Below are 10,874 nucleotides of genomic sequence, written 5' to 3'. Positions count from 1 at the left end.
GCCGTGGTGGTGGGCACCCGTGGCCGCAGCGGGCTCGCCGAGGCGCTGCTGGGCTCCGTCAGCCTGACCGTGGCCGGCCACGCACACTGCCCCGTGATCGTGGTGCGTGGCGGCCACGACAACCAGGCGGATCCCGGGACTCACCGCCGCATCGTCGTGGGCATCGGTGAGAACGCGAAGGACTCGGCGGCCGTGCGCTTCGCCTACGAGGAGGCGCGGCTGCGCCGGGTGCCCCTGGACGCCGTACGCGCCTGGCGGCGCCCGGCGCACGAGACCATCGACCATCCCCTGCTGGCCGGCGAACCCGCCCGGCTGCACGAGGAGCGCGCCGTGGAGGCACTGGAAGCCGCGCTGCACGACGCCCCGCCCGACGTCGAGGTGCACCGGCGCACCGCCGAGGGCCCCGCCCGCAGGGTGCTGACGGACGCCTCGCACGATGCCGACCTGCTGATCGTCGGCGCCCGGCGCCGCCACGGCCACTACGGGCTCCAACTCGGCCGCGTCGCCCACGCGGTGCTGCACCACTCCACCTGCCCGGTCGTTGTCGTACCCGAGGAAGCGTGATCGTCCCCGGACGCGGGACCCCTCCGAACCACGGTCAGGGCCGACCGGCCCTCGGCTCACCCGGGTCAGCCCACGGGGCAGCCCTCCGGTCCGCTGGATGCTGCGAGGTGTCGAGAGGCCTGGAAGAAACCCGCCATGACGGACGACGCGCTCAGCCGACCCACGGTCCACGCCCTGCTCGCGGACGGCACCACCGTGCGCATCCGCCCGGTGGCACCGGGCGATCACGAGCAGGTGCGGGGGCTCTACGAGGAGATGCCCGTGCCTCCGGCGGTTCGCGACAGGGGAGGACAGGCTTCCGGCCACGCTGGAGCTGGTGGAGAGGGAGATACAGGCTCGCCTGGAACGCCTCGCCGGGAGCGCCACCGGACTCGTACCTCGATCCCGCTGACCGGCACGCCCGCATCGGTGCCGATGAGCGGATCGTCGAGGAGAGCCAGAACATCCTGGCGGTCCGGGACGGGTCACCCGGCAACGGCACGGACGCCACGGCTCACCTTGTGGCCTACGCCCGCGCCCGTGGCATACCGGTAGAGGTCGTATGACCGGAAGGAGCCGCCCGCGCGGTTCAGTCGCCGGGTGCGACGGCGAGCACGACCGGTCTTCTCCCTGGTCGCAGCGCGAGTTCACAGCTTCAGCCGACCAGGGACCATCGGCTCCTCGACATGGGCCGGTCGGCCCATGCACGTCCGGCCCTCGGCGCATGACGCTGGAACGGCGAGGACGAGGAGGTAGCCATGAGCGGCGTGATCGAGCGGCTGCAGGACATGCCGACGCCGCCCGGCCTCTTCACGTGGAATGAGGCCGGGCTGCCCGTGGTGGAGACCGCGCCGGGGACGCGCGGCATCCGGGTCGAAGAGCGAACGACCGACGAGATGTTCGTGCTGCTGGCCGACCTCCCGGGCATCGATCCGGCCGAGGACGTCGACATCAGTGTCTCGGGAGCCGTTCTGACCCTGAGGGTTGAGCGCGATGAGGGGAGCACGGAGACGGGCCGTCCAACCGGGTTCCGTTACGGCACAGTCGTCCACTCCGCCCTGCCGGCCGGGGCCAGGCACGGCGAAGCGGTCGTGGAGTACAAGAACAGCGTTCTGACGATCATGGTTCCGGTTCCGGTTCCGGTTTCAGTTCCGGAGCCGGAGCCGGACACCAGGATCAGAACGGTCCGGCGGAACACCCTCAACTCCCGCAGGGCGGCCGGTACTTCCACTGCGGGAAGTATTGGCGCCACTCGGCGCGGGTGATCGTCGGGAAGACCGTGCCGCAGATCCGGGACGCGACGCGTTCGATGTCGGGGTCCCACAGCAGGGCGGTCCAGTCCTCGCCGCCGGTGGCCAGGGTGCGGCCGTCGGGGCTGAAGGCGAGGGCGTCCACCGGCTTGGTGTGGGCTGTCAGCAGCACCGGTTCCCGGACGTCGCCGCGGTATGTCAGACCGTACAGTCGCACCTTCTTGTCGGCGCTGGCGGTGGCCAGTCTTCGGCCGCCTGGCGCGAAGGCGACGGACATGACCCCGTCGGCGTAACCGGTGAGGCGGTCGCGGGTGAGCGGGTGGCGGAGGTCGGTGAGGTCCCACAGCCGTACGGTGCGGTCCTCGCTGCCGGTGGCCAGGGTGCGACCGTCGGGGGCGAAGGCGACCGACTTCACCGCACCGGTGTGACCGGTGAGGACCGCCAGGCGGGCCGGGTGCCGTCGGCGGGTGACGTTCCAGAGGGTGGCCGTGTGGTTCCGGCTGGCCACAGCCAGGGTACGGCCGTCGGGGGCGAACGCCACGGAGTCCACGGCGCTGGTTCCCGGCAGGGCGGACAGCGGGCGGGGGCGGCGTACGTCCGTCGTGTTCCAGAGGCGTACGGCCCCCTGCTCGCCGCCGGTGGCCAGGGTGCGACCGTCGGGACTGAACGCCAGCGTGTTGATGTGGCCGATCCGACCGGGAACGGTGCGCAGTGGTCGGGCGCGCTGTGCCGCTCCCAGCGTCCACAGTCGCAGGGTGCCGTCGGCACTGGCGCTGGCCAGGGTACGGCCGTCGGGGCTGAAGGCGACCGAGTTCACGGGCCCGGTGTGGCCGGTGAGCGGGGGGAGTTCGCGTGGGCGGTGCCGGTCCGTGAGGTTCCACAGGCGCACGGTGCGGTCGTAGCTCGCGGTGGCGAGCAGGCGGCCGTCGGGGCTGAAGGCGACGGAGTAGAGCGAGCTGGTGTGGCCGGTCAGGGCCGGGCCGGGCAGGTCCCAGATGCGGGCGCTCTGGTCCTCGCTGCCGCTGACCAGCGTGCGACCCCCGGGACCGAAGGCCAGCGTGCCGACGCTGCCGGTGTGTCCCGTGAGCACCGCCGCTTCGCGGGCGGAACCGGAACCGGTCATGTCCCACCGACGTACGGTGGCGTCGGTGCCGGCGGTGGCCAGTTGGCGGCCGTCGGGGCTGAAGGCGACGGCGTTGACCGCGTCGGTGTGCGTGGTGAGCGTCTGCGTCGCGCGGAGCCGGCGCGGCCGGGCCACGTCCCACAGTCGTACGGTGAAGTCCGCGCCGCCGGTGGCCAGTTGGCGGCCGTCAGGGGTGAACGCCACCGTGTTCACCCGGCCGGTGTGGCCGTTGTGACCGGCTGAGGTCGACAGCCGGCGCAGTTGCCCGCCCGACGCGGCCAGTTCCCACAGCCGCACTGTCCCGTCACCATGCCCCGTGGACAGTGTCCGCCCGTCCCGGTGGAACGCCACCGCGGTGACGTCGGCGCCCGCGTCCAGTGTGGTGAGGCCGCGCGGTCGGTGGGGATCCGACAGACGCCACACCCGGATCCCGTCGCGAGCGGCGGTCGCGAGGGTACGTCCGCCGGGGCCGAACCCCACCCCGACGACCGGACCGGCGTCGACCGGCAGCCGCGCCGCGAGCCGGGGCCGCCGTACGTCGCCGATGTCCCACAGCACCACTGTCCCGTCCTCGCCTCCTGCCGCCAGCAGCCGCCCGTCGGGACTGACGGCGACCGTGTGTACGGCGCCGCCGAGGCGGGCCAACGTGACCGGCTCGGCCGGCCGGTGCGGATCAGGCATCCGCCGTAATCGCACGGTCCCCTCGGTATCGCCGGTGACCAGGACGCGGCCGTCGGCGCTGAACGCCACCGCGGTGACGGCGCCCGGCTGGTCGGTCAGCGCGGTGGCGTACGGAGTGGCGAAGGTGCTGAGCAAACTGCCGCGCGCCTCGGGGGTGGGTGACAGGCGGTAGGCGGCCAGGCTCAGTTGGGCGGCCAGAGACGGGTTGACCGTGCGCAGCGCCGCGGCCCGTTCGGCGGCGCGCTGGGAACCGGCGACGTCACGCTGTTGGTCCGCCGCCCGCTGTGCCCGTATGGCGAGGGCCGCGGTCGTGGTGGTCAGCACGAGCAGGACGCTCAGCAGCGCCACGCCCAGGTGACGGACCCGGGCCCGGCGCCGCACCGCCGCCTGTTCCGCCGCCTGGGCGGCAAGACCGGCGTCGAGGAACTCCCGCTCCGGCACGGACAGCGTCGTACGGTCGAGCCCGGCGGCCAGGGCGAGACGGGTGCCGCGGTACAGCGCGCCGGGCTCCCGCCCCAGTGCTTCCCAGGCCTGGGCCGCGTCGGTGAGCCGGCGCGCGGTCCGGGTGGCCTCGCGGTCCTCCGTCAGCCAGCGGTGCAGTCTGGGCCAGCATCGGATCAGCGCCTCATGGGCCAGCTCCACCCGCTCGCGGTCCAGTGTCAGCAGTCGTGCGCCCGCCGCCAGGTCCAGTACGGCACGGATCTCGCCGTCGCCCGCCCCGGCCAGCCCGTGCAGCTCCTCCAGGCGGGCGGGCCGCCGGGTGTCCTCCGTCCCGTCCCCCAGCGCGGTCAGTCGTACGAACACCTGCCGGGCCAGCTGTTGCCGCCCTGCGTCCAGCTGCTGGTAGAACTCCTCGGCGGTGCGCGCGAGGGCGCCCTCCAGCCCGCCCGCCGCCTCGAACGCGTCCAGTGTCAGCGCGTTGCCCCGCCGTCGCCGCCAGGTCTGAAGCAGCGCGTGCGACAGCAGCGGCAGCACGCCTGCCTGGCCGTGTGCCTGTGCGATGAGCGTCGCCAGCAGTGCGCCCTCGACGGTCAGCCCGGCCCGCTGAGCGGGCTGCATCACCGCACGGCGCAGTTCGTCCAGGCTCATCGGGCCGACCGGCACCTGTGCGTCGCGCATCGCCTCCACCAGGAGCGCGTGGTGGGTGCAGTGCGCGTAGAAGTCGGCCCGTGCCCCCAGTGCGACACGACATCGGCCACTGCCGTCCGAAGCGGCGGCGACGAGGGCCTCGACGAAGCGGTTCCGCTCGCCGGGGTCCCGGCAGAGCGTGAAGGTTTCCTCGAACTGGTCGACGACCAGCACCAGTTCGCCGTCGCCGTCGCCGTCGCCGTCGCCGTCGCCGTCGCCGTCGCCGTCGCCGTCGCCGTGGCCGTCGCTGTCGTCGGCCGCGCCGGAACCGGCGGATCGGGCGGACCGGGCGGACCGGGCGGTGATCTGCCGCACCACACGCCCCAGGTTCTCCGGGTCCGCCATCAACTCCTCATACAGGGCACCCGGCGTGAGGCCCGCCATCGCCCCCAGCCGCACCGCGCACTCCTCCAACGGCCGCGCCCCCGGCGTCAGTACGACCACCGTCGTACCCGCCGCTCTTCTCAGCCGCGGCACCAACCCGGCGCGCAAGAGCGAGGACTTGCCCGACCCCGAAGCCCCGATCACCACCATGAACCGCTGCCGCTCCAGCCGCCGGACCAGCTCCTCCAACAGCCGCTCCCGCCCGAAGAACCACTCGGAGTCCTGCTCCCGAAAGGACCGCAGCCCCGCGTACGGAGGCGGCGGCCCGGCCTCCTTCCCCGCCCCGGCAGCAGGATCCCCCTCCGCCCCGAGAAGCTCCGCGGCCTCCCGCCAACGCTCCCGCCACTCCTCGGCGTCCCCGTCACAGGCGCGTACGTACGCGAGCGTCACCGCCAGCGTCGGCAGCCGCTGCCCGGACGCGGCGGAGGACAGGGTCGAAATCGAGTAGTGCGCCTGCTCCGCCAGTCGCCGGTACGGCGGATTGCCGGCCTTCCGCCTCAACTGCCGTAATCCCGCGGCGAATTCGACTAACGGACCGTCCCCCGCGTCCAGTGGTCTCTCTCTGCGCGGCATCGCCGCACCTCCCCGATGGTCCCCGCAGCTCCCCGTGGCTCCCCGTTCCCCCGTGCCGCAGCGTGCACTGCTTCTTCGCATTTTTCAGGAGTTGTTTGTTCGGCACCAGTGACCGAACGCGAACAACGTGCGGGCCGCTACACCTGGAGCGGACGGTCCGACCGCCGCGTCACCGCAGCCGCCGTAGCTCTTTCGACGCCGATCGGTCCTCCGTGACCGACTGCAGCGGCTGTCTGTACGCGGGCGACACCTGGTTCGCATGCCAACGCGAAATCCCTGCCCGGGAGAACTACGAGCCCATCCCTGGCCTGCCCACCTGCTGGAAGGAATGAGGAATCATGAGCGTGATCAAACGAATCGCCGTCATCGGGGCGGCAGCCGCGTCGCTCGCCGCCGCCGGCCTGGCCACGGCTCCCACCGCCTCGGCCGACACGGCCTATGGATGCAACTGGCCGCGAGTCTGCTTCTACCTCACCGACGCCGACTGGAACGCACGGGTGCCGACCGCGGCCTACCAGGACATCACCAGCAGCCCCCAGAACCTCGGTTCCCGCAGCTACAACTCCGAGTGGGTCTTCAACTCCCGCAATGACGACGGGGCGCTGTTGTACTACACCAACGGCTCGACGCTCTGTCTGCAGCCGAACAACTGGGTCGACAACAACAGCTGGGTGGTCAGCAGGATCCGGATCATGGACTCCCCGACCTGCTAGAGACCGCTGCGGGCTCCTTGTATCCGACGACGAAAGGAACACCGTGTACAGGAAGACAAGAGCAAGCCTGGCGAGCACCATCCTCGCGATGACGATGACGGTCCTGGCCACAGTCGTCAGCACCAGCGTGGCAAGCGCCGCGCCCGACGGCCGCGCGGCTTTCGTCGCCGAGGCCCGCGAGGCCGGCTTGAGCGTCGAGCAGGCCACCGGTCTGCAGAACGAGGTGGACGCCTACCTCACCAAGCTGGACGGAAAGGGCACCCAGATCTCGCCCAACCAGATCGACCTCAAGGGCGCGGTGCTCAACATCCCCGTACCGGGCGAGAAGCAGCCCCGGCAGCTGGGAGACATGGGCGTGGCCGCGGAAGGGCCCAACTCCACCGAGTGTGTGGGCGGAGCGCGCTACGGATGGTTCTGCGCGTACCAGAACCAGAACCTGAGCGGCGCGAACATCGGCATGTACAGGTGCGGCGTGACGTGGAGCATTCCCTGGGTCACCACGGGCTCGTGGGACAACAACCAGACCGCGGGCACTCAGCCCTTGCTGACCTTCACGAACGGGTCGACCTGGTGGATGCCCGCAGCCCGCAGCGTCCAGACCACCGGCGTCAACTGGGCACCGGTGCGGAACATCCGTCCCTGCTGACCACGCATACGGCCTTCGCGCGGCACACGCGCGAAGGCCGTCGTCGTCGTTCATCGCCTTCGTCCATCGCCTTCGTCCATCGCCTTCCGACTGGACGGACTGGACGGACTGGACGACGCTCGGGTGGTGGCCGGGATGAACTTCAACGTCTGGAACGTCAGGGCGGGGTGCCCTGGCGTTCGGTCCGCACCGGCAGTCCGGCCGACTCGGCGCCGCGCCGCAGGACGTTCCGGAGCATGCCGGGGGTGAGGGTGCGGGTGGACACGTTGCGTCGGCTGGGATGGTAGCCGCCGATCAGACGCACTTCCTGGTCGCCGTCGGCATCGCGGACCAGCGCCTCGGCGCCGTGCCCGAAGACCGGGCGGGGGCGGGGCAGCCGCCACCCCGCGTCGGCCAGCACCGGCAGAAGCGCCTGCCAGGCGAAGGCTCCGAGCACCACGATCGCCCGCAGCGTCGGGCGCAGGAGCTCCAGCTCGTGGGCGAGCCACGGGCGGCAGGTGTCGCGTTCGGCGGTGGTGGGCCGGTTGGCGGGCGGTGCGCAGTGCACCGGCACGGTGATCCGTACCCCGTACAGCTCCATCCCGTCGTCGCGGTGTGTGGCGGTCGGCTGGGATGCCAGACCCAGGTCGTACAGGGCGGCGTAGAGAACGTCGCCGGACGGGTCACCGGTGAAGATGCGCCCGGTGCGGTTGCCGCCGTGCGCGGCCGGAGCGAGTCCGATGATCGCCAGCGACGCGTCCGGCGGGCCGAAGCCGGGCACCGGCCTGGCCCAGTACTCCCAGTCCCTGAATGCCCTGCGCTTGAGGCGCGCGGCCTCCTCCCGCCAGGCCACCAGCCGAGGGCAGGCCCGGCAGGCGGCCACCGCGGCGTCCAAGTCACGAAGTGTGCCCGTCCGGGGAGCCGTCACCGCGGGGAAGTCATGTTCCTCGGTCGCCGACTGACCGCCTCGCATGTCCCATTCCGCCTCCCTTCCCCTCCCTGTGACGAGCGCGCGAGCGGTCGGGCCTGCTCTCAGCAGGCACTCCACCGGCCAGTGCGGCGGTCACCGACAAAGGCGCCACCGATGAACGACAAAGGCGGTCACCGATAAAATGGAGAGGTCGGACGGATCCTCGTGCAGCCCGATGTGGTGGGAAGGGCGCCGCCATGGCCGAGCAGATCACCTACCGGCGAGTCTACGAAGAAACCACTCCTCACGACGGCAAGCGGATTCTCGTCGACCGTGTCTGGCCGCGGGGCATGCGCAAGGAGGACGCTCATCTGGACGAGTGGCTGCGTGATGTCGCCCCGTCGAGCGATCTGCGCCGCTGGTACGGCCATGAGCCCAGCCGGTTCACCGAGTTCCGCCGCCGCTACCTGGCGGAACTGCGTGACGCGGAGCACCGCGAGGCGGCCGAGCACCTGCGGGATGTTGCTGCCCATGACAAGCTCACGCTGCTGACGGCCACCAAGGACGTGGAGCACAGCCAGGCCGCGGTACTCGCCGAATGGCTGGGCCGGAAGGGGTGACCTTCAGCTGCGCGCTTCGTGACGGTGCCCGCCGGTACGGCACCGTCGCGGCACGCGGGTCCAAGTGGTGCTCCGCATCTCACGCGGGCACAACTGGTGCTCTGCATCTACGGTGGTCGAAGAGGGGGCACGCCCAGCCGGGCCGACGCTGCAAAGGAGGCTTCCATGGAGGAGCAGTTCGTCTGGGTTACGACGCGCCACCTTCGGCCGGGCACCCTGGAGGACTTCGAGACGTCGTGGCGACCGGAGCCCTCCCCACAGGGGCTGCGTCGCGCTTTCGCGTACTGGTCCGAGGACGGACAGGAGATCACCGGGGTGTCGTTCTGGGACTCCAAGGACGCATGCGACTCCTGGCGGACCTCCGAGGCGGAGGCGCAGCGGCGTGCGGCCATGGCCCCGTACGTCGTCGACGAGCGCGAAGGCTTCTACCGCGGCCGTGAACTCGCCATCCCTCGCCGGGAGCCGTGAGCGAGTAGGGCCCCTCCGGCCGCTCGCCGTCGTGTTCCCGCCGGTCCCGGTACAGGCCTGCGAGCCCGGTACAGGCCTGCGAGCCCGGTACAGGCCTACGAGCGTGCTGTCGGCCGGCTCAGCCTCCCTACGGCTTCGTCGCCCCGCGCCGGCGCCAGGAGCGCCGCACGTGGCAGGCTGGTCAGCGCCACTCGCCCTCCGTCAGCGGTTCCGTGGGGTGCTTCTCGGGTGGCATGTGCAGTCGGCGGGAAGATGTCGGCCGACTCGGCGTCTTCGGCCTCCGTGTCGAGCCGGACGTCCAGCTCCTCCTCGACGTCGTGGGCGGCGCCGATCAGTACGAACTCGATGCCCTCCTGGTCGAGCAGCTCAGGATCGGCGTCGGTGAACCGCCGCCTCCCGAACCGTTCCTGCTCCCGGCCCGGCAGGTCGGGCCGCTGCTGTGGGGGAAGGCCTGCCTCCGCCGGTGCGCCGGCCAAAGGATTCTTGATCGCGAGGATGTAGCTCGCCTCGGGCTCGATGGTCAGCTCCTGCTGGACGGCACCAGGCTGTTCGGGCAGCTCGAGTTCGTAGCTCAGATGGGTGTGGCTGCCGTGCCGGACGATCGCGTAGCGGCCTTCTCCAGCCGGCCGCGCCTCGGGTTGCGTCCGCTTGCCGCGCGTTCGGGTGTCGTACGTCCGCCGCTCCAGTTCCTCTTCGACGGTTTCCGGTCGGCCGACCACCTCATCGACGAAGCCCCAGAGCCGCTCGTGTTCCTCCGGCTGGGGCAGGTGCTTGCGTCCGATGACGAGACGGCGGCTGTGATCGCCGTCGGAAGGCTGAAGGATCACGAAGAGGCGCTGGACCTCTTCGATGTCGTGGACCTGCTCCTGCTCGACTCGGGGCCGGTACGCGAAGTAGATGTCGCCTCGCTCGAGGACATCGTTCGCCATGGTCACTCGCCGCCCTTCGTACGCCGGTGACCAGCGAGTACCCGATGCGGTCGGGGCCGATGTGTGTCCGGGGGCGGCGGTCTTGGCCGAAAACTGCCGCTGCGGACGCAGCGGCGAATCAACTCGTGCCGCAGCGCCGCAGCCATGGTCCGGGGCCGCAGCGCCGACGGCCCCGGACCGTGCCCGAGGCGTTGCTGTCGACGGCTCTCTGAGCGCCTGCGACGAGGACCTGTCCGGCCGGCCCTACGAGCTAGGCGCCCGGCATCGGCTGCATCTGGACTCCGTGCCGCTTGGCGATCTCGATGAGGCGATCAACGTCCGGCGGCACATCGGACTGGGGCGGCAGCTCCCGTCGCTCGGCCGGTTCACCCGCCTCGGCGAAGAATCCTTCGATACCGCCTGGAGTGTAGGTGATCAGGAGCCGTACCGTGCTGGTGGGCTCGAACCTCTCCAATGTGCCCTCGGGGATATGGATGAAGGACCCGGGACCGGCTTCGACTGTTTCATCGGCGATGTGGTAGCGCAGCGTCCCCTCGATGACATATACGCTCTCGGTTCCGGGGTGGGTGTGGGGCGGGGGACCCATCCCCTCCGGAATGGTCATCTCCATGACGGTCATCGCGCCGTTGGTCTCGTCACTCGATGCCTTGACTTCGTAGAGGCTGTTCAGCATCCAGAATGCCTTGCCGTCGCCGCTGTGGCGCACGTGGGCGTTCTTGGCCATGGCGCCGCTCCCTTCCTCGGTGGCCCTTCTCAGGTGTTCCCATCGCCGGGGCGACGGAAGTCCGCCATCCGGGCGGTGGGCTCGGGGCCGTGAGTCCGTGAAATGGGTGTCCCTCAGGGGGAGGGACACCGTGTGCGAGCCGGGCCGGCCTGCAAGCGGCGCTGAAGTGCGGTGAACTCCGAGGTTGTGCCTGTTTGAGGTCC

The 10,874-nt window shown here is 71.2% G+C and carries 10 protein-coding genes; 6 read left to right on the top strand and 4 right to left on the bottom strand.

What is annotated here, in order from left to right; translation table 11 throughout:
* Both STRIP9103_RS01530 and STRIP9103_RS01525 read left to right on the top strand, forming a co-directional pair.
* Positions 1-564 (top strand): universal stress protein (locus STRIP9103_RS01530; RefSeq protein ID WP_009294790.1); only part of this gene is annotated, 564 nt, incomplete at its 5' end.
* A 737-nt stretch (positions 565-1,301) separates the two neighbouring features.
* Entirely contained in the window at positions 1,302-1,808 is a 507-nt protein-coding gene (locus STRIP9103_RS01525; RefSeq protein WP_063747250.1) for an Hsp20/alpha crystallin family protein, read from the top strand.
* Here STRIP9103_RS01525 and STRIP9103_RS01520 read toward each other — a convergent pair.
* Positions 1,744-5,610, bottom strand: coding sequence for an nSTAND1 domain-containing NTPase (locus STRIP9103_RS01520; RefSeq protein ID WP_009294776.1), 3,867 nt, complete (start codon positions 5,608-5,610; stop codon positions 1,744-1,746). The genes STRIP9103_RS01525 and STRIP9103_RS01520 overlap by 65 nt on opposite strands.
* A 410-nt stretch (positions 5,611-6,020) precedes the next feature.
* Between STRIP9103_RS01520 and STRIP9103_RS01515 the strand changes: the two genes are divergently transcribed.
* Together STRIP9103_RS01515 and STRIP9103_RS01510 are read left to right on the top strand one after the other, a co-directional pair.
* Complete coding sequence (locus tag STRIP9103_RS01515; RefSeq protein WP_009294787.1) at positions 6,021-6,395, top strand: hypothetical protein; 375 nt, start codon at positions 6,021-6,023, stop codon at positions 6,393-6,395.
* A gap of 88 nt (positions 6,396-6,483) precedes the next feature.
* On the top strand, positions 6,484-7,041 hold the full coding sequence (locus STRIP9103_RS01510) for a hypothetical protein (RefSeq protein WP_048819499.1): 558 nt from the start codon (positions 6,484-6,486) through the stop codon (positions 7,039-7,041).
* A 157-nt stretch (positions 7,042-7,198) separates the two neighbouring features.
* On the opposite strand, the gene STRIP9103_RS01505 is transcribed toward STRIP9103_RS01510, so the two are convergent.
* Positions 7,199-7,993, bottom strand: coding sequence for a uracil-DNA glycosylase (locus STRIP9103_RS01505; protein WP_009294779.1), 795 nt, complete (start codon positions 7,991-7,993; stop codon positions 7,199-7,201).
* Positions 7,994-8,187: 194 nt separating this feature from the next.
* On the opposite strand from STRIP9103_RS01505, the gene STRIP9103_RS01500 reads away from it, so the two are divergent.
* Together STRIP9103_RS01500 and STRIP9103_RS01495 are read left to right on the top strand one after the other, a co-directional pair.
* The gene (locus STRIP9103_RS01500) at positions 8,188-8,550 is read left to right on the top strand and encodes a DUF488 domain-containing protein (RefSeq protein ID WP_009294783.1); all 363 of its coding nucleotides are present in this window, start codon (positions 8,188-8,190) and stop codon (positions 8,548-8,550) included.
* A gap of 165 nt (positions 8,551-8,715) precedes the next feature.
* On the top strand, positions 8,716-9,018 hold the full coding sequence (locus tag STRIP9103_RS01495) for a hypothetical protein (RefSeq protein WP_009294786.1): 303 nt from the start codon (positions 8,716-8,718) through the stop codon (positions 9,016-9,018).
* A gap of 95 nt (positions 9,019-9,113) precedes the next feature.
* Here the strand turns inward: STRIP9103_RS01495 and STRIP9103_RS01490 are convergent, their stop codons facing one another.
* Both STRIP9103_RS01490 and STRIP9103_RS01485 read right to left on the bottom strand, forming a co-directional pair.
* Entirely contained in the window at positions 9,114-9,947 is an 834-nt protein-coding gene (locus STRIP9103_RS01490) for a hypothetical protein (RefSeq protein WP_141582884.1), read from the bottom strand.
* 250 nt (positions 9,948-10,197) lie between these two features.
* Positions 10,198-10,671, bottom strand: coding sequence for a cupin domain-containing protein (locus tag STRIP9103_RS01485; protein WP_009294781.1), 474 nt, complete (start codon positions 10,669-10,671; stop codon positions 10,198-10,200).
* Positions 10,672-10,874: the final 203 nt, after the last annotated feature.

The organism is Streptomyces ipomoeae 91-03 (genome assembly GCF_000317595.1).
GTDB classification, from domain to species: domain Bacteria; phylum Actinomycetota; class Actinomycetes; order Streptomycetales; family Streptomycetaceae; genus Streptomyces; species Streptomyces ipomoeae.
This window is presented reverse-complemented; position numbering and strand designations above follow the sequence as displayed.

Coding starts and splice junctions, on each gene's coding strand:
- STRIP9103_RS01525 (WP_063747250.1), top strand. CDS start 1,302: ATGAGCGGCGTGATCGAGCGGCTGCAGGACATGCCGACGCCGCCCGGC.
- STRIP9103_RS01515 (WP_009294787.1), top strand. CDS start 6,021: ATGAGCGTGATCAAACGAATCGCCGTCATCGGGGCGGCAGCCGCGTCG.
- STRIP9103_RS01510 (WP_048819499.1), top strand. CDS start 6,484: ATGACGATGACGGTCCTGGCCACAGTCGTCAGCACCAGCGTGGCAAGC.
- STRIP9103_RS01505 (WP_009294779.1), bottom strand. CDS start 7,993: ATGCGAGGCGGTCAGTCGGCGACCGAGGAACATGACTTCCCCGCGGTG.
- STRIP9103_RS01500 (WP_009294783.1), top strand. CDS start 8,188: ATGGCCGAGCAGATCACCTACCGGCGAGTCTACGAAGAAACCACTCCT.
- STRIP9103_RS01495 (WP_009294786.1), top strand. CDS start 8,716: ATGGAGGAGCAGTTCGTCTGGGTTACGACGCGCCACCTTCGGCCGGGC.
- STRIP9103_RS01490 (WP_141582884.1), bottom strand. CDS start 9,947: ATGGCGAACGATGTCCTCGAGCGAGGCGACATCTACTTCGCGTACCGG.
- STRIP9103_RS01485 (WP_009294781.1), bottom strand. CDS start 10,671: ATGGCCAAGAACGCCCACGTGCGCCACAGCGGCGACGGCAAGGCATTC.